This window comes from Streptomyces sp. NBC_00400, from assembly GCF_036048035.1.
In the GTDB taxonomy this organism is placed as follows: domain Bacteria; phylum Actinomycetota; class Actinomycetes; order Streptomycetales; family Streptomycetaceae; genus Streptomyces.
On record NZ_CP107940.1, the window covers coordinates 6,850,054 to 6,873,893 of the forward strand.

Here is a 23,840-nt window from a genome sequence, read left to right on the forward strand (position 1 = left end):
CAGGGACCTCGTGTCTATGAGGGCATAAGCTGGGGTTATGTGCAGGGGGACTGATGAGTGGTGAGGCCGGGCCCGTCGCCGTTTCGCTGGCGCACCGGGTCCCGGACCTCGGTGCGCTGGAGCTGCTGCTCGCCGTCGCCCGGCTCGGCAGTCTGGGGCGGGCCGCCCGGGCGCGGGGCATCTCCCAGCCCGCCGCCAGCAGCCGTATCCGCTCGATGGAGCGGCAGTTGGGAGTGGCGCTGGTCGAACGCTCGCCGCGCGGCTCCCGGTTGACGGACGCCGGGGCCCTGGTGACGGACTGGGCGCGCCGGGTGGTGGAGGCCGCCGAGGCCTTCGACGCCGGTGCGCAGGCGCTGCGGGGGCAGCGCGATTCCCGGCTGCGGGTCGCGGCCAGCATGACCATCGCCGAGTATCTGCTGCCGGGATGGCTGATCGCCCTGCGCGCGCGGCGGCCCGGGACCGCCGTATCGCTGCTGGCGGGCAATTCCGGCGCGGTGGCCGAGCGGCTGCTGGGCGGCGACGCGGACCTCGGCTTCGTGGAGGGGCTGCAGGTGCCGGCGGGGCTGGACGGGACGGTCATCGGGCAGGACCGGCTGGTCGTGGTCGCTGCTCCGTCGCACCCCTGGGCCCGGCGCCGGGGGGAGCTGACCGTCGCCGAACTCGCCGCCACCCCGCTGATCCTGCGCGAGCGGGGCTCGGGGACCCGCCAGGTGCTGGATGCGGCGCTCGCCGGGCACGGCGGGCTGGCCGAACCGCTCCTCGAACTCGCCTCGACCACCGCCGTGAAGGCGGCCGTGGTGAGCGAGGCGGCACCGTCCGTCCTGAGCGAACTCGCGGTCGGTGAGGAGCTGACCGCGCGCCGGCTGGTCGAGATTCCGGTGCGTGAGCTGCGGCTCGGCCGCGAGCTGCGGGCGGTGTGGCCCGCCGGTCAGCGGCCGGCGGGCCCGGCCCGCGAGCTGCTGGGGCTGACCCGTGGTGCGTCCTGAGCGTGCCGGGCCCGTGGTGCGTCCTGAGCGTGCCGGACCCGCGAGCCGTCGGCGGCCCGGCAGGCCCCCGTCACTTGGCGGCGGATGCCTCGCGCGCCGCCGCCACCAGGGCCTCCATCACCCGGGTGTCGTCCCCGGCCTCCGGGTGCCACTGCACCGCGAGGGTGAAGCCGTACGCGCCCGGGAGCTCCACCGCCTCGATGGTGCCGTCCTCCGCGTAGGCGGACGGCACCAGCCCGCGGCCGATCCGGTCCACGGCCTGGTGGTGGTAGGTCGGCACGGAGACCGGCTCGGGCAGCGCCCGGCCCAGCAGCGTCCCGGGGACCGGTTTGATGTCGTGCCGGTCGAAGACTCCGGGGGCGCCGGCATGCCCGTCGAGGTGCTGGACGAGGGTGCCGCCCAGCACCACATTCAGCAGCTGGAGGCCGCGGCAGATGCCCAGCAGCGGTACGCCGCCCGCCAAGGCGGCCTCGATCAGGGCCAGTTCCCAGGCATCCCGGTCCAGGGCGGGCGGGCCGGTCCTGGGGTGCGGCTCCGCGCCGTAACGCGACGGCTGCACATCCGCCCCGCCGGCGATCACCAGCCCGTCCAGACGCGCCACGGCCGCGGCCGCCGTGTCGGGATCGCCCGGTGGCAGCAGCGCGGCCAGCCCACCCGAGCGTTGCACCAGCTTCGGATAGCCGGCGGGCACCAGCGCGGCGGGCAGGGCCCACACTCCCCACCGGGCCTCTTCCTGGTACGTGCTGATGCCGATGAGCGGCTGGGACATGGGGTGCGGTCCTCCGTGGGTCGGTGGGTCGGTGGGTGGGTTCGGGTGAGTGAGCGAGTGGGGGCGGGCGGGCGGTGCGGGGACGGACGGGGCCGGCCGGGGATGCCCGGCCGGCCATGGCTGCGTCCCGGGGGCGCCGGTCAGCCGCGTTCGAGCTCCGCCTCCGCCGCCGCGAGCGCCGCGAACTCCTCCTCGGGGGCCGTGGCCACCAGCCGGTGGCGGGAGTAGAAGGCGAAGTAGGCGAGTGCGACGACGTAGACGCCGAGGGCGATGAAGGCGGCTTCCTTGTCGACCAGGAACGTCGCCACCAGCGCCGAGCAGGCCAGGACGAACGCGACGGACGAGGTCAGCATGCCGCCGGGGGTGCGGTAGGGGCGGGGCAGCCCGGGTTCGCGGCGGCGCAGCACGAGGTGCGAGAGCGCCATCAGCGCATAGGAGATGGTGGCGCCGAAGACCGCGACATTGAGCATCCGGGCGCCGTCGCCGGTGGCCGCGGCGAGCGCGAAGCCCAGCGCCCCGGGTACCAGCAGCCCCAGGTAGGGGGCCTTGCGGCGGCTGGTCAGGGAGAGGAAACGGGGCAGGTAGCCGGCCCGGGAGAGCGCGAAGAGCTGGCGGGAGCCGGCGAAGATGAGGGAGAAGAAGGACGCCACCAGGCCCGCGAGACCCGCGTAGTTGATGATCCGGCTGACGGTGGTCGGTGTGCCGTGCGGCTGCAGCGCCTGGACCAGCGGGTCGCCCACCGACTGGAGCGCCGCCGAGCCGCGTGCCCCGGTGGCGGCGGCGAAGGTGATCAGCGCCAGCACCAGCAGGATGCCCATCGCGGCGGCCATCGCCTTGGGCAGCGACCGGGCCGGGTCCTTGGTCTCCTCGGCCGCCAGTGGTACGCCCTCGACGCCGAGGAAGAACCACATGCCGAACGGGAAGGCCGCCCAGATCCCGAGGATGCCGAACGGCAGCCAGGAGTTGGCCCCGAACGCGCCGGCCTTGACGGGAATGTCGTTGAGCGTGTCCACATGGAAGTCGGTCAGGGCGGCGATCGCGAAGACGACGATCGCGGCGACCGCTATGGCGGTGACGATCAGGCTGAAGCGCAGCGCCTCGCCCACGCCCCACAGATGGATCCCGATGAAGACCACAAAGCAGGCGAGATAGACCGGCCAGCTGGAGTGCAGGCCGAAGAGGCCGAGCGATTCGACGTAGTCACCGATGAAGATGGAGATCGCGGCGGGCGCCAGCACATATTCGATGAGGATGGCGGTGCCGGTCAGAAAGCCGCCCCAGGTGCCCAGGGCGCGCCGGGCGAAGCCGTAGCCGCCGCCGGCGGTCGGCAGGATCGAGGCCAGCTCCGCCAGCGCGAAGACCAGACAGGTGTACATCAGGCCCATCAGGACGGCGGCGATCGCCAGGCCGCCGAAGCCGCCCTGCGCCAGACCGTTGTTCCATCCCGAGAAGTCGCCGGAGACGACATAGGCGACGCCCAGGCCGGTCAGCAGCAGGGGCCCCGCGCTGCCGCGGCGCAGCGTCCGCCGCTCCAGATAGCTCTCGTCGGATGATGCGCCGCCGTCCGGGGAGCCGCCGCCCGGGGACGCGGTGGGCGGTGCGGTCTGCGATTCCGTGCTGTCGGCCATGAGCCGCTCCTGCCTCGCCGAGGGGATAACGAGCAAAGGTTTAGCCGCATACCTTTGCTGGCGGGTCGCCTCGGCGCAAGGCCTGTACGTAAAAGAATGGTGAACGCGCGCGCACGGTCCCCGGGTGGGCGCTCAGGGTGACGGAGCGCTCAGGGTGACGGAGCGGTCAGGAATCCCCGCAGCAGCGCCGCGGTCCCGCAGCAGTGCTCGCGCATCACCTCGCGCGCACCGTCCGCATCGCCCTCCAGCACCGCCTCGACCAGCGCCGTGTGCTGGGTCTGGGAGTGCTCCAGGTTCCGCACCAGCAGCGGAATGCAGTCCAGGAGATCGTTCACCCGCGCCCGCACCGCCGCGTACTGCGCCGCCAGCGACGCCGACCCGGAAAGCTCCGCGAGGGTCAGATGCAGCAGGGTGTCGCGCCGGCGGTAGTCGGCGAGCGGTGCGTCCTGGGTCGCCGCGAGCGCCGCCCGCAGCCGGTCGCTCTGCTGGTCACCGAGTCCGTGGGCGGCGCACAGCCCGGCCGCGCCCACCTCCAGCACCTCCCGGAAGCGCAGGGTGTCCTCGACGTCGATCTTCCCGATCCTGCGGCGCAGCTCCGCCTCGCCCGGATTCTCCGTGCGCATCCGGACGAAGGTGCCGCCGTAGCGCCCGCGCCGGCTCTCCACCAGGCCCTCGTCCTGCAGCACCTTGAGTACCTCGCGCAGGGTGACCCGGCTGATCTGCAGCCGCTCGGCCAACTCGCGCTCGGCGGGCAGCCGTTCGCCCTGGGGTACCAGGCCGAGCCGGACGACCTGGAGTATCTGCTCCAGCGCCTCCTCGAAACCGTTGCCCGCCCGTACCGGTCGCAGTACGGGTGCCAGCCGGTCCGCCGCACCGTCCATCGATACCCCTTCCCAATCAATGGTTCGTGTGCCTACCTTATGACCTCCGGATGCAGTGACAGGAGGCAACACCGTGGCAGACCGCACGCCCCCACTCTCCGTCGAGGAGCTCAGGGTCCTCGTCGACGCCGGGGAGATCGACACTGTCGTCCTCGCCTTCACCGATATGCAAGGCAGGCTCCAGGGCAAGCGGTTCGCGGCCCGATACTTCCTCGACACCGTCCTCGACCACGGCACGGAGGGCTGCAACTACCTCCTCGCCGTCGACGTCGACCTCAACACCGTCGAGGGCTACGCGATGTCCTCCTGGGAGCGCGGCTACGGCGACTTCGCCATGCACGGCGACCCCGGCACCCTGCGCCGCACCCCCTGGAACGCCGGCACCGCCCTGATCACCGCCGACCTCGCCTGGCACGACGGCTCGCCGGTCGTCGCCTCGCCCCGGCAGATCCTGCGCCGCCAGCTCGACCGGCTCGCCGAGCGCGGCTGGAGCGCGTACGCCGGCACCGAGCTGGAGTTCATGCTCTTCAAGGACTCCTACGAGGACGCCTGGTCCCGCGGCTACCGCGAGATGAACCCCGCGAACCAGTGGAACGGCGACTACTCCGTCCTCGGCACCGGCCGGGTCGAGCCCGTGCTGCGCCGGATCCGCAACGAGATGGGCGCGGCCGGCATGACCGTCGAGTCCGCCAAGGGCGAGTGCAACCTCGGCCAGCACGAGATCGTGTTCGTCTACGACGAGGCGCTCACCACCTGCGACCAGCACGCCATCTACAAGACCGGCGCCAAGGAGATCGCCGCCCAGGAGGGCATGTCGCTCACCTTCATGGCGAAGTACGACGAGCGCGAGGGCAACTCCTGTCATATCCACCTCTCGCTGCAGGACGAGGACGGCCGCCCGGTGCTGGCCGACGACGAGGGCCCGTACGGCATGTCGAAGACCATGCAGCACTTCCTGGCGGGCCAGGTCGCGGCGATGCGTGACTTCACACTCCTCTACGCGCCCAACATCAACTCCTACAAGCGCTTCCGCCCCGGCTCCTTCGCGCCCACCGCCGTCGCCTGGGGCCCCGACAACCGCACCTGCGCCCTGCGGGTGGTCGGCCACGGCCGCGCCCACCGGCTGGAGAACCGCCTGCCCGGCGGCGATGTGAACCCCTACCTCGCGGTCGCCGGCATGGTCGCGGCCGGTCTCTACGGCATAGAGCACGAGCTGGAACTCCCCGAGGCGACCACCGGCAACGCCTACACCGGCGATGCCGCCCATGTCCCCACCACCCTGCGCGAGGCCGCCGAGCGGTGGGAGCACAGCCCGATCGCCCGGGCGGCGTTCGGCGACGAGGTCGTCGACCACTACCGCCACATGGCCCGCGTCGAACAGGACGCCTACGACGCCGCCGTCACGGACTGGGAGCGCTTCCGCTCCTTCGAGCGCATGTAAGGAACCGCACGTGTTGCACGAGCTGAAGATTCTCAACCCGGCGACCGAGGAGGTGGTGGCCACCGTCCCCACCACCTCTCCCGAAGAGGTCGACGCGGCGGTCCGCCGGGCCGCGGCCGCCCAGGAATCCTGGGCCGCGGTGGCACCCGGCGACCGGGCCCGCATCCTGCGCCGCTTCGCCGACGTCGTCGACGCACACATCGAGCCGCTTGCCGCCCTGGAGCTCAAGGAGGCCGGCCACCCGCTGGGCAACGCCCGGTGGGAAGCGGGCAACGTCCGCGATCTGCTGCACTACGCGGCCGGGGGAGTGGAGCGGCTGACCGGGACCCAGATCCCGGTCGCCGGCGGCCTGAACCTCACCGTCCAGGAGCCGCTGGGCGTGGTCGCCGTCATCGCGCCCTGGAACTTCCCGATGCCGATCGCCGCCTGGGGCACCGCCCCCGCGCTCGCGGCCGGCAACGCCGTTCTCCTCAAGCCCGCCGAGACCACCCCGCTCACCGCACTCCGGCTCGGCGAACTCGCCCTGGAGGCCGGGCTCCCCGAGGGCCTGTTCCAGGTGCTGCCCGGCGAGGGACCGGTCACCGGCACCGCGCTGGTCGACCACCCCGGTGTCGCCAAGGTCGTCTTCACCGGCTCCACCACCACCGGCCGGCAGATCGCCGCCCGCTGCGCGGCGCAGACCAAGCGGCTCACCCTCGAACTCGGCGGCAAGAGCCCCAACATCGTCTTCGCCGACGCGGACCTCGAGGCCGCGGCGGCCGCCGCCCCCGGCTCCTTCCTCGACAACACCGGCCAGGACTGCTGCGCCCGCAGCCGCATCCTCGTCCAGCGCTCCGTCTACGACCGCTTCCTGGAGCTGCTGGAGCCCGCGGTCAAGGCGTTCACCGTCGGCGACCCGGCGGACCCCGCCACCCAGATGGGGCCGCTGATCTCCGCCGCCCAGCGCGAGCGTGTACGGTCCTTCGTCCCCGAGGACGCCCCGGCCGCCATCCGCGGCGAGGCGCCCGCCGGCAAGGGGTTCTGGTACCCGGCCACCGTCCTGGAGGGCCGCCCCGAGGACCGTACGGCCGTCGAGGAGATCTTCGGCCCGGTCGCCGTCGTCCTCCCCTTCGACGACGAGGAGCACGCCGTCCGGCTCGCCAACGCCGGTGACTACGGCCTGGCCGGCTCGCTGTGGACCCGTGACGTCGGCCGCGCCCTGCGGGTCTCGCGTGGCGTCGCGGCCGGCAACCTCTCCGTCAACTCCCACAGCGCCGTGCGCTACTGGACCCCCTTCGGCGGGTTCAAGCAGTCCGGTCTCGGCCGTGAGCTGGGCCCGGACGCACTGACCGCCTTCACCGAGACCAAGAACATCTTCATCAGCACCGAGGAGACCAAGTGACCGACCAGACCGCAGTGTGCCGCCGCCTCGTCGGCCGTACCGCCGTGATCACCGGTGCCGGCAGCGGCATCGGCCTGGCCACCGCCCGCCGACTGGCCTCCGAAGGCGCCAATGTCGTCTGTGCTGACATCGACGAGACGGCGGGCAAGGTCGCGGCCGCCGAGGTCGGCGGTCTCTTCGTCCAGGTCGACGTGACCGACTCCGACCAGGTCGAGGCGCTGTACAAGACCGCCTTCGACACCTACGGCTCGGTCGACATCGCCTTCAACAACGCCGGGATCTCCCCGGACGACGACGACTCGATCCTCACCACCGGCCTGGACGCCTGGAAGCGCGTCCAGGAGGTCAACCTCACCTCGGTCTACCTCTGCTGCAAGCACGCGCTGCCCTACATGCGCGACCAGGGCCGCGGCTCCATCATCAACACCGCGTCCTTCGTGGCCGTGATGGGCGCCGCCACCTCGCAGATCAGCTACACCGCCTCCAAGGGCGGCGTGCTGTCCATGTCCCGTGAACTGGGCGTCCAGTTCGCCCGCGAGGGCATCCGGGTCAACGCCCTGTGCCCGGGACCGGTCAACACCCCGCTGCTGCAGGAGCTGTTCGCCAAGGACCCCGAGCGCGCCGCGCGCCGCCTGGTGCACGTCCCCGTCGGCCGGTTCGCCGAGCCCGAGGAGATCGCCTCCGCCGTGGCCTTCCTCGCCAGCGACGACTCCTCGTTCGTCAACGCCGCCGAATTCCTGGTCGACGGCGGTATCGCGGGCGCCTACGTCACTCCCGTCTGATGCGCACCTCCCGCCCTCGGGAACGGGCGGGAACCGCAGGTAAAGTCCGACCTCCACACCGGGACCGGCACCACCGCGTGCCGGTCCCGGCGTGCTTCCTGAACCCCACCACGGAGGACACATTGGGTACCACAGGCTCCAAGAGGTACGCCCTCGCCCTGGGACTGGCCGGGGCCGCCACCCTCTCGGCGCTCACGGCCACCGCGCCCGCCACTGCTGCCACTCCCGCTGCCGCCCCCGCCAAGACCCCGGCACGCGCCACCTGTCCCCAGCTCTCCCCGCACTTCACCTGGTACGGCCACAACCGCGCCGAGCTGCAGAAGATGATCGACGAGCGAGGGCTCTGCTCGCACCCGGACGGCCGCTTCGCGCACCGCCCGGTCGCCGCCTTCGACTGGGACAACACCGTCGTCAAGAACGACATCTCCGACGCCACCCTCGCCTGGGCGCTGCGGCACGACAAGATCCTGCAGCCCAGGAGCTGGCGGGACACCAGCCCCTGGCTGACCCCGGCCGCCGACCGCGCGCTGACCAAGGCCTGCGGCACCGACGTCCCGGCCGGCCGCCCGCTGCCCACCGCCGAGAACACCGCCTGCACCGACGAGATCATGGAGATCCGCGGCGAGGCGAAGACCATGAGCGGCGCCGAGGCCTTCGCCGGCCACTGGAACCACCGCCGAACGGTCCCCGAATACGCCTGGGTGCCCCAGCTGTTCGCCGGCCTGCGGCCCGCCCAGCTCACCTCGTACGCCAAGAAGGCCCGCGCCGAGAACCTTGCCGCACCGGTCGGCACCCAGCAGACCGTCGGCACCCACAAGCTGGCCGGCTACATCCGCTACTACGACCAGCAGAAGGACCTGATCCGCACGCTGAAGGCGGCCGGCTTCGACGTCTACATCGTCTCCGCCTCCGCGGAGACCGTGGCCGAGGCCTGGTCCGGGGGCGTCGGACTGGACGCGGCGCACACCCTCGGCGTCCGCAGCATGGTCCACCACGGCAGGTTCACCACCGGCATCCGCGGCTGCGGCGATGTCAAGGACGGCCATGGCGAGGTCATTCCGTACATCGACGGCAAGCGCTGCTGGATCAACCAGGAGATCTTCAAGATCAAGGGCGCCAAGGCCTGGCGGCAGCAGGACCCGGAGCACCGCATCGCGCTCGGCGGCGGCGACGCCGACACCGACGTGACCTTCGTGAACGACGCGACCGGCGCGCACCTGGCCATCAACCGCAACAAGAGCGAGCTGATGTGCCGCGGCTTGGACAACGCCGACGGACGCTGGGTGGTGAACCCGATGTTCATCGACCCGCTGCCCCGCAAGACCGGCGCCTACCCCTGCGCCACCGAGGGCCACAACAACCCCGACGGCAGCTTCGGGCCGCTGCGCCGCCCCGACGGGAGCGTGGTGCCCGACCAGCAGGACCGCATTCACGGCTGATGCACGGCTGACGTGCACGGAACCCGTCCGGGAGCTCTTCCCGGACGGGCCCACCGGACGGGCCTGCCGGCCGTACGTCCCGGACGCCCTCCTCGCGGTGACCGGGACAGCGCGCCTACAGGAAGGTGTGCCCCTCTCCCCGGTACGTCGGCACCGTCCCCACCACCCGCTCCCCGTCGATCAACTGCAGCTGGTCGAACCGCTCACACAGCTCACCGGCCTTGGCGTGCCGGAACCACACCTTGTCTCCGATCCGCAGTCCGTCGGCGGCCGGACCCAGCAACGGCGTCTGCACCTCGCCGGGGCCCTCCTGCGGGTCGTAGCGCAGCCCGGCCGGCAGGTACGGCACCGGCAGCCGGTCGGGACCCGCCACCCCCGACGCCGGATAGCCGCCGCCCAGCACCGTGACCACCCCGGGGCCCGGGCGGCGCACCACGGGCTGGGCGAACAGCGCCGCCGGACGCCCGCTGAACGAACGGAAGTTGTCGAACAACCGGGGCACATACAGCCCCGACCCGGCCGCGACCTCGGTGACCGCCGCCTCCGCCGCGGTGTGCTGCACACTGCCGGTGCCGCCGCCGTTGACGAACTCCAGACGCGGTGCCACCGCCCGCACCGCCCGTACCGCCTCCCAGCGGCGCTGCGCCAACTCCTTGCGCGCCGCCGCCTGCATCATCCGGATCGCCCGTGAGAACACCGGCTTACCGGCGACGTCGTCGCCCACACCGGCCACATGCCCCTCGTACGCCATCAGCCCCACCAGCCGGAAACCGGGGCGGCGCACCACCGCCCGGGCCAGCGCGGCCAGCCGGTCGGGTGTCCGCAGCGGCGAACGGCGGGCACCGACCCGCACCTTCCCGCCCATCAGCCGGTAGGAGGTGTCGAGTTCCAGGCACACCCGCACCTCTTCGCCCGCCCCGACGGCCGGCCGGGCCGCATCGATCAGATCCAGCTGCGCCGGGTCGTCGACCATCACCGTCACCGCGCCCGCGAGGTGCGCGTCGCCGGTCAGTTCGGCGAAGCCCGCCCGGTCCACCGACGGATAGGCCAGCAGGATGTCCGTGAAGCCCGAGCGCGCCAGCCACAGCGATTCGGCGAGCGTGAAACTCATGATCCCCGTGAAGCCGTCGCGCGCCAGCACCCGCTCCAGCAGCGCCCGGCAGCGCACCGACTTGCTCGCCACCCGGATCGGCTTGCCCTTCGAACGGCGCACCAGATCGGCGGCGTTGGCGTCGAAGGCCTGCAGGTCGACGACGGCCAGCGGCGCGTCGAGATGGGCGGTGGCCCGGTCGAACGGGGTCTCACCGGCCGGGTGGAGGGCCGGGGGAGGGGCCGTGTCGCCATGGGTATCGACTGTGTGCGGGGGCATGGCCGCAGCCTGCCAGAGCTTCCCCCCTGCCAAAAGGGCGTGGGAGGCGCCCCTACCAGTGGGTAGAGGGGAGTTTGCGACAGAGCGGACATGGGTTGGAGCACCGGCGGCGTCAGCGCTTACAGTGACTCGAACACCGCAACCAGCAGGTCAGCGGAGTGTTGTCCGGATACGAGCCACCGTGCCCCGATTGCGGATCGGGCCCGGAGGTCAGCGGCGCAAGGGGGAGCGCGGGTGAGCACCGACGCGGAATTCGCCGATGCGCAACCCGTCCCGCCCCTACCCCCCAAGCCACCCCGGCGGCCCGCCGCGGCCGCGGCACCGGGGCCGCGGCCGGCCGAGGACCCGCAGACGGCCGTGCTGCGCCGGGTGCCGCCCGAGCCGCCCCTGCCACCCCGGCCGCCGGCCGCGCCCGCCGCCCCGGCCGCCACCGGCCCGCTCCCCGTCCCGCCCCGTCCCGCCGCCCCGCCGCGTGCGGGGGCCCCCGCCGCCGGCGCGCCGCTGCCGCCCCGCCCGGACCGTGCCCCCGGCTCCCCGAGTGCCCCCGGCTCCCCGGCCCCCACCGGACCGGCCGCCCCCGGCCCCTCGCAGCCCACCGCCTTCCGGGACACCGCCGCCTTCCACCTGGCCCGCAGCCAGGACCTGTGGAGCGGCCCCGGTCCACGCACGGCCGGGCGCCCGTCGCCGGTGCCGTGGCCCCGTACTCCCCTCCCTCGCCAGGGAGCGGTGCACGGGACCGGCGCACCGGCCGCCCCCTTCCGCCGCCCCGGCGCCCGGGTGCTCACCGCCGCGGCCTGCCTGATCCTCGGCATCGGCCTCATCGGCGGTGCGGCGGCGGGAAGTTGGCTCACCGAGGATGCCTCCGGCGCCGCGCCCACGGCCGAGGCCGTCTTCACCAAGGGCCGCGACGTCTGGCACGACACCCCCGTCGACACGCTCTTCCCCCGCACCGTCAAAGGCCTGGGCGCCGGCCCCGGCGGCGCCGACCGGACCTGGACCCGGATCGCCGTCGCCCCCGACACCGGCTGCTCCGGCGCCTACGACTCCAAGCTCGCCGCCGCGCTCGCCCCGGCAGGCTGCGTCCGGCTGCTGCGCGCCACCTACGTCGACGCCACCCGCAGCGCCGTCATCACGGTCGGCGCGCAGACCACCAAGGCCGCCCCGGCCGGAATGATGGCGCTCAACACCCGCTTCAGCAGCAAGAACCTGGGCACCCGCACGGACCTGATGCCGCTGCCGTACGCGGCCAAGGGCACCGTGGCCGAGGACTTCGGGCCTGCCCAGCGGGCCAGCTGGACCGTCCGGGTGCTCACCGACATCCCGGCCGTCGTCTACGCCGTCTCCGGTTTCGCCGACGGCCGCACGTTCACCGAGCCACAGCCCGCCGAGGCCGCGGTCCGGCCCGGTACCACCACCGCCCCGGCCGAATCCGGACTGGGCCACGACGCGAAGGACCTGGCGGACCGCATCGAGGCGGACTTCCGCAAGGCGGCCGGCAGCCCGACACCGACAAGGCAGGCCTCGTCATGACGCAGTCCGTGCTGCGCGGCACCGCCCTCGCGCTGGCCTCGGCGGTGCTCGCCGTACTGCCCGCCGTCCCCGCCCGGGCCGACACCGTCCGCGCCCAGGAGTGGGCCCTCCAGGCCGTCCACGCCCAGGAGGCCTGGCGTACCACCAAGGGCGAGGGCGTCACCGTCGCCGTCCTGGACACCGGTGTGGATGCCAACCACCCCGACCTGGAAGGACAGGTGCTGCCCGAGCAGGACCTGGTCGGCTTCGGGGCCGGGCCGGGAGACTCCGCCTGGGCCCGGCACGGCACCGGCATGGCCAGCATCATCGCGGGGCACGGCCACGGCGCGAACGGCCGCGACAACGGAGTGCTCGGGCTCGCCCCGGCCGCCAGGATCCTGCCGGTCCGGGTGATCCTCGAAGACAGCGACACCCAGCGCGAGCGGGCCCGGACCGAGAAGGCGGGGGCGCTCGCCGACGGCATCCGCTGGGCCGCCGACCACGGCGCCGACGTGATCAACATGTCGCTGGGCGACGACAGCGAATCCGCCCACCCCGAACCCCGCGAGGACGCCGCCATCCAGTACGCCCTCGGCAAGGGCATCCCCGTCGTCGCCTCCGCGGGCAACGGCGGCCAGAAGGGCAACCACGTCTCCTACCCCGCCGCCTACCCGGGCGTCATCGCGGCCACCGCCGTCACCCACCTGGGCGGCCGGGCCCGGTTCTCCACCCGGCACTGGTACGCCACGGTCAGCGCGCCCGGCTTCGACATCGTCATGGCCGACAACGACGACGGCTACCTCTCGGGCTGGGGCACCAGCCCCGCCGCCGCGTTCGTCTCCGCGGCCGTCGCCCTGATCCGCTCCGCACACCCCGGCCTGAGCCCGGACCAGATCCGCCGGCTGCTGACCTCCACCGCCCAGGACAGCCCCAAGGGCGGCCGCGACGACGACTACGGCGCCGGCCTGATCGACGCGGCCGCCGCCCTCGATGCCGCGGCGGACCTCAAGCCCGCCCCGCAGAAGCCGGCCCCCGCCGGCTACGCCACCCGCTACTTCGGCCCCGGCCCCACCGCCGACGACGCCGAGGACACCCCCACCCACTGGCTTCCCTGGGCCGCCGGCGCCGCCGGCCTGGCCTTCCTCACGGCCGCCGTCGTCCTCTGGCGCCGCCGCCCCGCGCACCACTGACCGGCACCCGCCCACCGCGCGGACCCCACCGGACCGCACGTCAAAGGCACCACCACCGGCCGATACGCTCACCCCGTGCAGAAGAACATCCCGGACCCCGGTTTCTCCGACGACGACGGCTCCGCCGACCCCGCGCTCGCGGCAGCCCTGGCGGCGTACGAGTCGGACCGGGCCACCGAGCCCCAGCTCCTGTCGGCGCTGGCCGGCGCACGCGTCCTGGTGCCCGTGGTGGCGGTCCTCGGCGAGGTGGAGACCGGCCCCGACGGTCTGCGCCGCGAAAAGACCAGCGATATGGCCGTCCCCACCCTCCAGGCCCCCGACGGACGCCGCGCCCTGCCCGCCTTCACCTGCATGGAGTCACTTCAGCGCTGGCGTGCCGACGCCCGCCCCGTCGCGGTCCCGCTGCAGCAGGCGCTGCTCGCCGCGTCCCACGAGAAGGCCGACACGGTCGTCGTCGACCTGGCGGGCCCGGTCACCTACCAGCTCACCGGTCCGGCCCTGCGCGCCCTGGCCGAAGGCCGGACGAGCACCGATCCGCTCGCCGACCCGGCCGTCACCGACGCCCTGCGCGCCCTGCTCGACGCCGAGCCCGGCGTGCTCGTCGCCCGTCTCGCCCCGTCCGGCGAAACCGACGCCACCCTGGCCCTCGGCCTCGCCCCCGATGCCCCGGCCGCCGAGGTCGCCCAGCGGCTGGCCCGGTCGCTGGCCGCCGACGAGATCCTGCGCGCCCGGCTCGTGAAGGGCCTGGACCTGGCCCTCCTGCCGCCCGGCGCCACGACGGCCGGAGACCCCCTCTACCGGCGCTGACCCACCACCGCCGGGGTCCGGGTGCGGCGAGCGGGCCCCGGGCCGCCGACGGGCGCGTTCGTCTCCAGGGACGCACAATGCGAGGAGAGCTCAAGATCCACGCGAGGAGAGCCCCCATGGAGAAAACGGAGATCTCGAAGGTACTGACCCGCACGGTCGTATCCGAGTTCCTCGGCACGCTGCTCCTGGTGTTCTTCGCCGTCGGCTCGGCCGTGCTGGCGGGCGAATACATCGGCACCTTCGGCATCGCCCTGGCCTTCGGCTTCACCTTGGTGGCGCTTGCCTACGCCCTCGGCCCGATCTCGGGCTGCCATCTCAACCCCGCGGTGACGCTGGGCATGCTGCTGGCCCGCAGACTCACCCTGCGGACCGCCGCCGAATACTGGATCGCCCAGGTGGTGGGCGCCATCGTCGGCTCGGCGCTGCTCTTCCTGGTGGCCCGGCAGGTCCCGGGGCTGCAGACCCACGGGTCCTTCGGCACGAACGGCTGGGGCGACCGCTCGGCGGTGCACCTCAACCTCGGCGGCGCGTTCGTCGCCGAGATGGTGATGACCTTCCTGCTGGTCTACGTGTGGCTGTCGGTCACCCACAAGGTGGCCGTGATCGGCTTCAACGGGATGGCGATCGGACTGGCCCTGGCCACCGTCCACCTCATCGGCATCCCCCTGGACGGCACCTCCGTGAACCCGGCGCGCTCCATCGGCCCGGCGCTGTTCGCGGGCGGCGCGGCCATCACCCAGCTGTGGCTGTTCATCATCGCGCCACTGATCGGTGGCGCCATCGCGGCGGTGGTGCACCAGATCACCCACCCGCCGCACGAGCCGGTCCTCGTCGCCGACGACGCGGTGCCGCCCGAAGCCACCACGGAATCCGGCTGAACCGGCCCGCCCGCCGCACTACGGCCCGCACGCCCGGCGCAACGAGCCGGACACACCGCGAGCCCCGGCCCTTCCCGGGCCGGGGCTCGTCGTCGGTATGCCGTAGTGGCGCGGCTCAGCCGTAGACCGGCCCGGTGAACTTCTCGCCGGGACCCTGGCCCGGTTCGTCCGGCACGACCGAGGCCTCGCGGAACGCCAGCTGCAGCGACTTCAGACCGTCCCGCAGCGGCGCCGCGTGGTACGAGCCGATCTCGGTGGCACTGGCGGTGACCAGCCCGGCCAGCGCCTGGATGAGCTTGCGTGCCTCGTCCAGGTCCTTGTGCGCCGCGCCCTCCTCGGCGAGCCCGAGGTTGACCGCCGCCGAACTCATCAGATGCACCGCGACCGTGGTGATCACCTCGACCGCCGGCACCTCGGCGATGTCGCGGGTCATGGAGTCGAAGTCAGGGTTCGCCGCGTCCGGCGCGTCGGGCTGCTGCGGTGTCTGGTCGCTCATGTCTTCGGGCTTCTTCCTGCTGAGGGGTCGGCTCCAGCCTATGGGCAGGGGGCCCGGGCCCCGCGTCCGGGAGTGTCATCCCCGACGCCGGGCGCGGCCGTACCGGCACAGGAGTGGGTGCCACCTCTTGACTCGTGTATTCTGGTGTTCCGACCGGCCGGACACGCATGTGACCGGCCCACAAGTGGAGGCTCCGATCTCCCACCCGGCCGACCTCAGGTTGGCGGGTCAACGGTCCGGCTGCGCCCCGCGGAGACTTCGCGACGGTGCTCCAGATCTATGTGGAGCCCCGCCTGTGTCCCGTCCGGGGCATTTTTCATGTACCGCGCGGTTGGTCACACCGAAAAGACGTTACGCGGCAGTCCGCCAGGCCGTCGCGTGGTGCTACCGAGGAGGATCCATCAGCGCCGAGCCCCGCATCAACGACCGGATTCGCGTTCCCGAAGTGCGACTTGTCGGTCCCAGCGGCGAGCAGGTCGGGATTGTTCCGCTTGCCAAGGCCCTTGAGCTTGCTCAGGAGTACGACCTCGACCTGGTCGAGGTGGCGGCGAACGCTCGCCCGCCCGTCTGCAAGCTCATGGACTACGGGAAGTTCAAGTACGAGTCGGCCATGAAGGCCCGTGAGGCGCGCAAGAACCAGGCGCACACGGTCATCAAGGAGATGAAGCTCCGGCCGAAGATCGACCCGCACGACTACGACACCAAAAAGGGTCACGTCGTCCGGTTCCTCAAGCAGGGTGACAAGGTCAAGATCACGATCATGTTCCGTGGTCGCGAGCAGTCCCGCCCCGAGCTGGGCTTCCGGCTGCTGCAGCGGCTCGCGTCCGACGTGGAGGACCTCGGCTTCATCGAGTCGAATCCGAAGCAGGACGGCCGAAACATGATCATGGTCCTCGGTCCGCACAAGAAGAAGACCGAGGCGATGGCCGAGGCCCGCGAGGCGCAGGCCGCCCGCAAGGCGGAGCGCCAGGGCGGAGTTGCCGCGGACCAGTCCGTGGACGAGCCCGCCGAGGAGCCCACCGAGGAGCACGCCCAGGCGTGATCCCCGAGGCGTGAGCCCCGGTTCAGGCCGGGGCACCCCGCCCCGGACAGCAATCGATATACATGACGCTCCCGCTCGCCGGTTCGTGCCTGCGGGAGCGCCCCTGACGAGGAGAGAACGGCGCATGCCGAAGAACAAGACGCACAGCGGTGCCAGCAAGCGCTTCAAGGTCACCGGCTCCGGCAAGGTGCTGCGTGAGCGCGCCGGCAAGCGCCACCTGCTCGAGCACAAGTCGTCCCGTGTGACGCGTCGCCTCACCGGCAACGCCGAGATGGCCCCGGGCGACGCCGCGAAGATCAAGAAGCTTCTCGGCAAGTGAGCCGCCGCGCCCCACGGAACAGGAGGGGGCGCGCGACTCGGACCGGGACCCAATCGATTCGGGCCGTGTGACGACAACCACGGCCCCGCTACAAGGAGTTAACAAGTGGCACGCGTCAAGCGGGCAGTCAACGCCCACAAGAAGCGCCGGGCGATCCTCGAGCAGGCCAGCGGCTACCGTGGCCAGCGCTCGCGCCTGTACCGCAAGGCGAAGGAGCAGGTCACCCACTCCCTCGTCTACAACTACAACGACCGCAAGAAGCGCAAGGGCGACTTCCGTCAGCTGTGGATCCAGCGCATCAACGCCGCTGCCCGCGCCAACGGCATGACCTACAACCGCTTCATCCAGGGTCTGAAGGCCGCCAACATCGAGGTGGACCGCAAGATCCTGGCCGACCTCGCGGTGACGGACGCCAACGCGTTCGCCGCGCTCGTCGAGGTCGCCCAGAAGGCGCTTCCGAGCGACGTCAACGCCCCGAAGGCTGCCTGAACTTCAGCCTGACGACGTGATGACGCGGACCCGCAGGCCCCGGCCTGCGGGTCCGCCGCTTTTCCGGACCGGCCATGTCTCGTCCGCAGACCGGCCCCCACGCACCGAACCACAGAAGCGAGCCGCCGCCCATGGGCACCCCCGAGCTGATCTCCCCGCGTTCCCCGCGCGTCACCGCCGCCCGGCGGCTGGCCCGCCGTGCCTTCCGCGGCAAGGAGCGCCGGTTCATCGCCGAGGGCCCGCAGGCCGTACGGGAGGCGATCGCGCACCGCACGGGCGGGGTGCCCACGCTGACCGAGCTGTTCGCCACGGTCGAGGCCGCCGAGCGGCACACCGAGATCGTCGAGGCGGCCCGCGCGGCCGGGGTGCGGGTCCACTTCGCCGACGGCCGGACCGTCGCCGACATCTCCCAGACCGTCACCCCGCAGGGCCTGCTCGGCGTCTGCGGCTTCCTCGATTCGCCGTTCGAGGAGATCCTGGCCGCCCGCCCGCAGCTGATCGCGGTGCTCGCCAACGTCCGTGACCCCGGCAATGCCGGTACGGTGCTGCGCTGCGCGGACGCCGCGGGCGCGGACGCCGTCGTGCTGACGGACGCCTCCGTGGACCTGTACAACCCCAAGTCCGTACGGGCGTCGGTGGGTTCGCTCTTCCATCTCCCGGTCGCGGTGGGCGTACCGGTCGAGCGCGTGGTGAGCGGGCTGCAGGCCGCGGGCGTACGGATCCTCGCCGCGGACGGTGCGGGCGACCGTGACCTGGACGCCGAGCTCGACACCGGCTCGATGGGCGGACCCACCGCCTGGGTCTTCGGCAACGAGGCCTGGGGGCTGCCGGAGGAGACCCGGGCGCTGGCGGACGCGGTGGTGCGGGTCCCCATCCACGGCAGGGCCGAAAGCCTCAACCTCGCGACGGCGGCCGCGGTCTGCCTCTACGCCTCCGCCCGGGCCCAGCGCAGCCCCGGCGGCTGCCGCGCGGTGTCACCCGCCTGAGGGGCGTCCTCGCGAACTCCACGGCGCCATCGAGCCGAACTAGTAGGCTTGCGTGCTCGGGGGCCCGGAAGGGGGTAACGGGGATGGATGTGAGGACTTCCGGCACCGCAGTGACCGCTGACAGCTGCCCGTCCGGCGGACCGGCACGCGGGCCGTCGTCCGCAGCTGCCGCGGGACCAGGCGCCGTGGAAGCCGGTCTCGGGCTGGATCCCGACGATCTGCCCGACGGCCTGGTGGTCGCCGACGAGACCGGCCGGGTGATCTGCTTCAACGCCGCGGCGGCCAAGATCACCGACATCCTCCCCGGGGACGCGCTCGGCCGCCCCCTGGAACACGCCCTGCCGCTGCAGGACATCGAGGGCCGCCGCTGGTGGCGGCTCACCGACCCCTACGGCGGGCTTGCCATCCGCCGCGGCCAGCCCGAGCGCAACCTGCTGCTCGGCGGCCGCGAGGTGCTGGTCTCCGTCCGCTATGTCCGCAGCCGGCCGACCGGGCCGGTCCAGCGGCTGGTGATCGCGCTGCGCGGCACCGAGGCCCGGCGCCGTACGGAGCTCAGCCACGCCGAGCTGATCGCCACCGTCGCCCATGAACTGCGCTCCCCGCTGACCTCCGTCAAGGGGTTCACCGCCACCCTCCTCCAGAAGTGGGAACGCTTCACCGACGACCAGAAGCGGCTGATGCTGGAGACGGTGGACGCCGACGCCAACCGCGTCACCCGCCTGATCGCCGAGCTGCTGGACATCTCCCGGATCGATTCCGGGCGGCTGGAGGTGCGTCGCCAGCGGGTCGATATGAGCGCCGCGGTCCGCCGGCACGTCCAGGCGCAGACCACCGCCGGCCAGCGCCCGGACCGCTTCCTGATCCGGCTGCTGGAACCGCTGCCCGATCTGTGGGCGGACCCGGACAAGGTGGACCAGGTGCTGGGCAACCTGCTGGAAAATGCGGTGCGCCACGGCGAGGGAACCGTCACCATCGAGGTCGGACCGGTAGCGGATACGACCAGCGGGGAGGGGACGAGCGTCACCGTGAGCGACGAGGGCCCCGGCATCCCGGAGGAATCGATGAGCCGCGTGTTCACCCGCTTCTGGCGGGGCAGCAAGCGCGGCGGTACCGGCCTGGGCCTCTACATCGTCAAGGGCATCGTCGAGGCCCACGGCGGGACGATCACGGTCGGCCGCGCCCCGGCCGGCGGCGCGCAGTTCCGATTTAGCCTGCCCGTCGCGGCGCCGGCCTTCATGAGCTGAGCGAGCAGCGGCGGGCGCCCCGCGGGGGCGCGGACCGGCCGCGCGGCCCGTCCCCCTTAGACTTGACCTTTGGCACCTTTGGCGCACAGGCATCGCGGGCACACGCGGGCTCGGCATCCCCCGTTCGTGATCGACGTTCGTCATCGACGTTTGTGAGCGAAGAAGCCGAGGCGACGCGAGCCAAGCCAAGCCAGTCCACCGGAAGCACGGGAAGAGATGTCCGCACCCAATAAGTCGTACGACCCTGTCGAGGTCGAAGCCCTGAAACCGGAAGCGATCGCCGCGCGGCTGGACGAGGCGCTGGCCGCCATCGCCGCCGCGGACGGTCTGGAGGCGCTGCGTGAGGTGAAGGTCGCGCACACCGGCGACCGCTCGCCGCTCGCGCTCGCCAACCGTGAGATCGGCGCCCTGCCCCCGCACGCCAAGGCGGACGCCGGCAAGCGCGTCGGCCAGGCCCGTGGCCGGGTGAACCAGGCGCTCAAGGTCCGCCAGGAGGAGCTGGAGGCGGAGCGCGACGCCCGCGTGCTGGTCGAGGAGGCGGTGGATGTCACGCTGCCCTACGACCGCACCCCGGCCGGCGCCCGGCACCCGCTGACCACCTTCATGGAGCGGGTCGCGGATGTCTTCGTGGCCATGGGCTACGAGGTCGCCGAGGGCCCCGAGGTCGAGGCGGAGTGGTTCAACTTCGACGCCCTGAACTTCGTGCCCGACCACCCGGCGCGCCAGATGCAGGACACCTTCTTCGTCCAGGGTGGGGGCACCTCCCGGACGGAGTCCGGGGGAGGCACCGAGGGCGACGAGAGCGGTGTCGTGCTGCGCACCCACACCTCGCCGGTGCAGGCCCGCACCCTGGTCGACCGCGAGCCGCCGGTCTACGTCGTCTGCCCGGGGCGGGTCTACCGCACCGACGAGCTGGACGCCACGCACTCCCCGGTCTTCCACCAGATCGAGCTGCTGGCCGTGGACGAGGGCCTGACCATGGCCGACCTCAAGGGCACCCTCGACCACATGGTCCGGGCGCTGTTCGGCCCGGACATGAAGACCCGGCTGCGGCCGAACTACTTCCCGTTCACCGAGCCGTCCGCCGAGATGGACATGGTCTGCTACGTCTGCCGTGGCGAGTCCGTGGGCAACCCCGACCGTCCCTGCCGCACCTGCTCCAACGAGGGTTGGATCGAGCTCGGCGGCTGCGGCATGGTCAACCCCAAGGTGCTCATCGCCTGTGGCGTCGACCCGGAGAAGTACAGCGGCTTCGCCTTCGGGTTCGGCATCGACCGGATGCTGATGTTCCGGCACAACGTGGAAGACATGCGTGACATGTTCGAAGGCGACGTCCGGTTCACCCGGCCGTTCGGGATGGAGATCTGATGCGGGTCCCGCTTTCTTGGCTGCGGGAGTACGTCGACCTGCCGGCGACGGAGACCGGCCGTGACGTACAGGCCAAGCTCATCGCCGTCGGCCTGGAGGTCGAGACCGTCGAGCGCCTCGGCGAGGGCCTCAAGGGCCCGCTCGTCGTCGGCCAGGTGCTGACCATCGAGGAGCTGGAGGGCTTCAAGAAGCCGATCCGCTTCTGCACGGTCGACGTCGGCCGGGCCAACGGCACCGGTGAGCCCCAGGAAATCGTCTGCGGCGCGCGGAACTTCGCCGTCGGCGACAAGGTCGTGGTGGTCCTCCCCGGCGCCGTGCTGCCCGGCGACTTCAAGATCGCCGCGCGCAAGACGTACGGCAAGACCTCGCACGGCATGATCTGCTCCGGCGACGAGCTGGGCATGGGCGATGACGGTACGCACGGCATCATCGTGCTGCCGCCCGAGTACGAGGCCGGCACCGACGCCATCGAGCTGCTGGAGCTCGTCGACGAGGTGCTGGACATCGCCGTCACCCCGGACCGCGGCTACTGCCTGTCGATGCGCGGCGTCGCCCGCGAGACCGCCACCGCCTACGGCCTGCCGCTGCGGGACCCGGCGCTGCTCGACGTGCCGCCGCCGAACTCCGCCGGCTACCCGGTCCAGGTCTCCGACCCCCTCGGCTGCGACCGCTTCACCGCCCGTACGGTCACCGGCCTGGAGCCCGGCGCGCGCACCCCGCTGTGGATGCAGCGCCGCCTCCAGAAGGCCGGGATGCGCCCGGTCTCGCTGGCCGTCGACATCACCAACTACGTGATGCTGGAGCTCGGCCAGCCGCTGCACGCCTACGACCGCACCAGCGTGGACGGTCCGATCGGCGTCCGCCGGGCGACCGCGGGCGAGAAGCTGACCACCTTGGACGGCACCAAGCGGGTGCTGGACGCCGCGGACCTGGTCATCACCGACAACCGCGGCCCCATCGGCCTTGCGGGTGTCATGGGCGGCGCCAACACCGAGATCGCGGGCGGGGTCACCGACCCGGAGACCGGCGAGCAGCGCGGCACCACCGACGTCGTGATCGAGGCCGCGCACTTCGACGCGCTCTCCATCGCCCGTACGGCCCGCCGCCACAAGCTGTCCTCGGAGGCCGCCAAGCGCTTCGAGCGCGGGGTGGACCCGGAAGCCGCGTCCGCCGCGGCGCAGCGCACCGTCGATCTGCTGGTGCTGCTCGCGGGCGGCACCGCAGGGGAGGGCGTCACCGAGGTCGTCACGCCCCGCGGGCCGCGCACGATCACCCTCTCCGCCGACCACCCGGACAAGGTCGCCGGTGTCGCCTACGGCCGGGAGACCGTCGTCCGCCGGCTCCAGCAGGTCGGCTGCGACGCCTACGGCCAGGACGAGCTGGTGGTGACGGTGCCGTCCTGGCGGCCGGATCTCAGCGAGCCGAACGACCTGGCGGAAGAGGTCATCCGGCTGGAGGGCTACGAGAACCTGCCGTCCACCCTCCCGAAGCCGCCGGCCGGCCGGGGACTGACCGAGCGTCAGCGCCTGCACCGCAGGGTCGGCCGGGCGCTGGCCGGCGCGGGCTACGTCGAGGCCCTGAACTACCCGTTCACCGGCTCGCACGTCCTCGACCAGCTCGGCATCGAGCAGGACGACCCACGCCGCGACGCGGTCACCCTCGTCAACCCGCTCTCCGACGAGGAGCCCGACCTCCGCACGACGCTGATCCCGGGGCTGCTGAACGCGCTGCGCCGCAACTACGGCCGGGGCACGCACGACCTGGCGCTCTTCGAGACCGGACCGGTCTTCCGGGCGACCGGTGACGAGCAGCCGGCCAGCCGGCTGGTGGTCGACCGCCGGCCGACCGACGACGAGATCGCCTCGCTGGACGCGTCCCTCCCGCAGCAGCCGCGGCGCGCCGCCGTGGTGCTCGCCGGAGGCCGTGAGCAGGCCGGCTGGTGGGGCGGCGCACGTCCCGCGATCTGGGCGGACGCCATCGAGGCGGGCCGGACCGTCGCACGGGAGGCGGGTGTGGAGCTGATCATCCGTCAGGACCAGCACGCTCCGTTCCACCCGGGCCGCTGTGCGGCGCTGCTCGCCGTCGCCGACGGCGAGGAGATCCTTGTCGGCAACGCCGGTGAGCTGCACCCCCGGGTCATCAAGGCGCTGGCCCTGCCCGAGCGCACCTGCGCGATGGAGATCGACCTGGACCGCCTGGAGCGGGCCGGGGCCGGCCCGCTGCGCGCGCCGAAGATCTCGGCCTTCCCGGTCGCGACCCAGGACGTCGCCCTCGTGGTCGACGAGGCCGTCCCGGGCGCGGAGGTGGAGGGCGCGCTGCGCGACGGCGCGGGTGAACTGCTCGAATCGCTGCGGCTGTTCGACGTCTTCACCGGTGAGCAGATCGGTGCGGGCAAGAAGTCGCTGGCCTATGCGCTGCGCTTCCGTGCGGCCGACCGGACGCTGACCGCGGAGGAGGCCTCGGCGGCCCGTGACGCGGCGGTTGCGGCGGCCGTGGAGCGGACGGGCGCGGTGCTGCGCGGCTGAGCGTGGGCATGGCCCGCGACGGCGTGTCGTGAAGGCTGAGGGCGCGGACGGTGAGACCGTCCGCGCCCTCGTCGTGTGCGGTGTGCGGTGTGCGGCGGGCGGGTCCGGTGAGGGCGGTGAGGCGGGCCAAAGGCCCTGAGGGGGCGGCCCGTGGGTGTGCCGCTGACCGCGGGGAGGCGACGGGACCCGTACGCCGTCACTCAAACGGGTGACGGCGTACGGATCGTCGTCGGGTGGACACGGAACGTCGCAAGAATCAATCCGGTTGCGGCGGCCCGTGTGAGCGCGGCGGTGGGCCCGGCCGGGCCGCT

The 23,840-nt window shown here is 72.7% G+C and carries 21 protein-coding genes; 16 read left to right on the forward strand and 5 right to left on the reverse strand.

Going from position 1 to position 23,840, the window contains the following annotated elements:
- Positions 1-53 precede the first annotated feature (53 nt).
- Positions 54-986 (forward strand): LysR family transcriptional regulator, encoded by a 933-nt coding sequence (locus OHS81_RS29950; protein ID WP_328388358.1) that lies wholly within the window; start codon positions 54-56, stop codon positions 984-986.
- Positions 987-1,056: 70 nt separating this feature from the next.
- Here the strand turns inward: OHS81_RS29950 and OHS81_RS29955 are convergent, their stop codons facing one another.
- The 3 genes from OHS81_RS29955 to OHS81_RS29965 form a co-directional block, all read right to left on the reverse strand.
- Positions 1,057-1,755 carry a gamma-glutamyl-gamma-aminobutyrate hydrolase family protein gene (locus OHS81_RS29955; protein ID WP_328388360.1) on the reverse strand — a complete coding sequence of 233 codons (699 nt, stop codon included), beginning with the start codon at positions 1,753-1,755 and terminating at the stop codon, positions 1,057-1,059.
- A gap of 140 nt (positions 1,756-1,895) precedes the next feature.
- Entirely contained in the window at positions 1,896-3,383 is a 1,488-nt protein-coding gene (gene eat / locus OHS81_RS29960) for an ethanolamine permease (RefSeq protein WP_328388362.1), read from the reverse strand.
- Between the two features lie 149 nt (positions 3,384-3,532).
- On the reverse strand, positions 3,533-4,264 hold the full coding sequence (locus OHS81_RS29965; RefSeq protein ID WP_328388364.1) for a FadR/GntR family transcriptional regulator: 732 nt from the start codon (positions 4,262-4,264) through the stop codon (positions 3,533-3,535).
- A gap of 73 nt (positions 4,265-4,337) precedes the next feature.
- On the opposite strand from OHS81_RS29965, the gene OHS81_RS29970 reads away from it, so the two are divergent.
- The 4 genes from OHS81_RS29970 to OHS81_RS29985 all read left to right on the forward strand — a co-directional run bounded on the left by OHS81_RS29970 (position 4,338) and on the right by OHS81_RS29985 (position 9,307).
- On the forward strand, positions 4,338-5,705 hold the full coding sequence (locus tag OHS81_RS29970) for a glutamine synthetase family protein (RefSeq protein WP_328388366.1): 1,368 nt from the start codon (positions 4,338-4,340) through the stop codon (positions 5,703-5,705).
- A 10-nt stretch (positions 5,706-5,715) separates the two neighbouring features.
- Positions 5,716-7,086 carry an aldehyde dehydrogenase family protein gene (locus OHS81_RS29975; RefSeq protein ID WP_328388368.1) on the forward strand — a complete coding sequence of 457 codons (1,371 nt, stop codon included), beginning with the start codon at positions 5,716-5,718 and terminating at the stop codon, positions 7,084-7,086.
- On the forward strand, positions 7,083-7,868 hold the full coding sequence (locus OHS81_RS29980; RefSeq protein WP_328388370.1) for a 3-oxoacyl-ACP reductase: 786 nt from the start codon (positions 7,083-7,085) through the stop codon (positions 7,866-7,868). Before OHS81_RS29975 ends, OHS81_RS29980 begins: the two co-directional genes overlap by 4 nt.
- Positions 7,869-7,990: 122 nt before the next feature.
- Positions 7,991-9,307, forward strand: coding sequence for a haloacid dehalogenase-like hydrolase (locus OHS81_RS29985; protein WP_328388372.1), 1,317 nt, complete (start codon positions 7,991-7,993; stop codon positions 9,305-9,307).
- Between the two features lie 115 nt (positions 9,308-9,422).
- Here the strand turns inward: OHS81_RS29985 and OHS81_RS29990 are convergent, their stop codons facing one another.
- Positions 9,423-10,676 (reverse strand): amino acid deaminase/aldolase, encoded by a 1,254-nt coding sequence (locus OHS81_RS29990; RefSeq protein ID WP_328388374.1) that lies wholly within the window; start codon positions 10,674-10,676, stop codon positions 9,423-9,425.
- A gap of 234 nt (positions 10,677-10,910) precedes the next feature.
- Here OHS81_RS29990 and OHS81_RS29995 point away from each other — a divergent pair, with 234 nt between their 5' ends.
- The 4 genes from OHS81_RS29995 to OHS81_RS30010 all read left to right on the forward strand — a co-directional run bounded on the left by OHS81_RS29995 (position 10,911) and on the right by OHS81_RS30010 (position 15,060).
- On the forward strand, positions 10,911-12,206 hold the full coding sequence (locus OHS81_RS29995; RefSeq protein ID WP_328388376.1) for a hypothetical protein: 1,296 nt from the start codon (positions 10,911-10,913) through the stop codon (positions 12,204-12,206).
- Positions 12,203-13,375, forward strand: coding sequence for a type VII secretion-associated serine protease mycosin (mycP, locus tag OHS81_RS30000; protein ID WP_328388378.1), 1,173 nt, complete (start codon positions 12,203-12,205; stop codon positions 13,373-13,375). The genes OHS81_RS29995 and mycP overlap by 4 nt, the downstream gene beginning before the upstream one ends.
- A 75-nt stretch (positions 13,376-13,450) precedes the next feature.
- Entirely contained in the window at positions 13,451-14,182 is a 732-nt protein-coding gene (locus OHS81_RS30005) for an SseB family protein (RefSeq protein ID WP_328388380.1), read from the forward strand.
- A 116-nt stretch (positions 14,183-14,298) separates the two neighbouring features.
- Positions 14,299-15,060, forward strand: coding sequence for an MIP family channel protein (locus OHS81_RS30010; RefSeq protein ID WP_328388382.1), 762 nt, complete (start codon positions 14,299-14,301; stop codon positions 15,058-15,060).
- A gap of 115 nt (positions 15,061-15,175) precedes the next feature.
- Here the strand turns inward: OHS81_RS30010 and OHS81_RS30015 are convergent, their stop codons facing one another.
- Positions 15,176-15,556 carry a DUF1844 domain-containing protein gene (locus OHS81_RS30015; protein WP_086719722.1) on the reverse strand — a complete coding sequence of 127 codons (381 nt, stop codon included), beginning with the start codon at positions 15,554-15,556 and terminating at the stop codon, positions 15,176-15,178.
- Positions 15,557-15,887: 331 nt separating this feature from the next.
- On the opposite strand from OHS81_RS30015, the gene infC reads away from it, so the two are divergent.
- The 7 genes from infC to pheT all read left to right on the forward strand — a co-directional run bounded on the left by infC (position 15,888) and on the right by pheT (position 23,529).
- Positions 15,888-16,598, forward strand: a complete 711-nt coding sequence (gene infC, locus OHS81_RS30020) for a translation initiation factor IF-3 (RefSeq protein WP_129297245.1) — start codon at positions 15,888-15,890, stop codon at positions 16,596-16,598.
- A 124-nt stretch (positions 16,599-16,722) separates the two neighbouring features.
- Positions 16,723-16,917 (forward strand): 50S ribosomal protein L35, encoded by a 195-nt coding sequence (gene rpmI, locus OHS81_RS30025; RefSeq protein ID WP_016576627.1) that lies wholly within the window; start codon positions 16,723-16,725, stop codon positions 16,915-16,917.
- A 105-nt stretch (positions 16,918-17,022) separates the two neighbouring features.
- Complete coding sequence (rplT, locus tag OHS81_RS30030) at positions 17,023-17,406, forward strand: 50S ribosomal protein L20 (RefSeq protein ID WP_006607577.1); 384 nt, start codon at positions 17,023-17,025, stop codon at positions 17,404-17,406.
- 131 nt (positions 17,407-17,537) lie between these two features.
- Entirely contained in the window at positions 17,538-18,392 is an 855-nt protein-coding gene (locus OHS81_RS30035; RefSeq protein ID WP_328388386.1) for a TrmH family RNA methyltransferase, read from the forward strand.
- An 83-nt stretch (positions 18,393-18,475) separates the two neighbouring features.
- On the forward strand, positions 18,476-19,636 hold the full coding sequence (locus tag OHS81_RS30040; RefSeq protein ID WP_328388389.1) for a sensor histidine kinase: 1,161 nt from the start codon (positions 18,476-18,478) through the stop codon (positions 19,634-19,636).
- A 216-nt stretch (positions 19,637-19,852) separates the two neighbouring features.
- Positions 19,853-21,004, forward strand: a complete 1,152-nt coding sequence (pheS, locus tag OHS81_RS30045) for a phenylalanine--tRNA ligase subunit alpha (RefSeq protein WP_328388391.1) — start codon at positions 19,853-19,855, stop codon at positions 21,002-21,004.
- Positions 21,004-23,529: a phenylalanine--tRNA ligase subunit beta gene (gene pheT / locus OHS81_RS30050; RefSeq protein WP_328388393.1), complete on the forward strand. Its 2,526-nt coding sequence runs from the start codon at positions 21,004-21,006 to the stop codon at positions 23,527-23,529. The genes pheS and pheT overlap by 1 nt, the downstream gene beginning before the upstream one ends.
- The last annotated feature ends 311 nt before the right edge of the window (positions 23,530-23,840 follow it).

Coding starts and splice junctions, on each gene's coding strand:
- OHS81_RS29950 (WP_328388358.1), top strand. CDS start 54: ATGAGTGGTGAGGCCGGGCCCGTCGCCGTTTCGCTGGCGCACCGGGTC.
- OHS81_RS29955 (WP_328388360.1), bottom strand. CDS start 1,755: ATGTCCCAGCCGCTCATCGGCATCAGCACGTACCAGGAAGAGGCCCGG.
- eat (WP_328388362.1), bottom strand. CDS start 3,383: ATGGCCGACAGCACGGAATCGCAGACCGCACCGCCCACCGCGTCCCCG.
- OHS81_RS29965 (WP_328388364.1), bottom strand. CDS start 4,264: ATGGACGGTGCGGCGGACCGGCTGGCACCCGTACTGCGACCGGTACGG.
- OHS81_RS29990 (WP_328388374.1), bottom strand. CDS start 10,676: ATGCCCCCGCACACAGTCGATACCCATGGCGACACGGCCCCTCCCCCG.
- mycP (WP_328388378.1), top strand. CDS start 12,203: ATGACGCAGTCCGTGCTGCGCGGCACCGCCCTCGCGCTGGCCTCGGCG.
- OHS81_RS30010 (WP_328388382.1), top strand. CDS start 14,299: ATGGAGAAAACGGAGATCTCGAAGGTACTGACCCGCACGGTCGTATCC.
- OHS81_RS30015 (WP_086719722.1), bottom strand. CDS start 15,556: ATGAGCGACCAGACACCGCAGCAGCCCGACGCGCCGGACGCGGCGAAC.
- rpmI (WP_016576627.1), top strand. CDS start 16,723: ATGCCGAAGAACAAGACGCACAGCGGTGCCAGCAAGCGCTTCAAGGTC.
- OHS81_RS30035 (WP_328388386.1), top strand. CDS start 17,538: ATGGGCACCCCCGAGCTGATCTCCCCGCGTTCCCCGCGCGTCACCGCC.
- OHS81_RS30040 (WP_328388389.1), top strand. CDS start 18,476: ATGGATGTGAGGACTTCCGGCACCGCAGTGACCGCTGACAGCTGCCCG.
- pheS (WP_328388391.1), top strand. CDS start 19,853: ATGTCCGCACCCAATAAGTCGTACGACCCTGTCGAGGTCGAAGCCCTG.
- pheT (WP_328388393.1), top strand. CDS start 21,004: ATGCGGGTCCCGCTTTCTTGGCTGCGGGAGTACGTCGACCTGCCGGCG.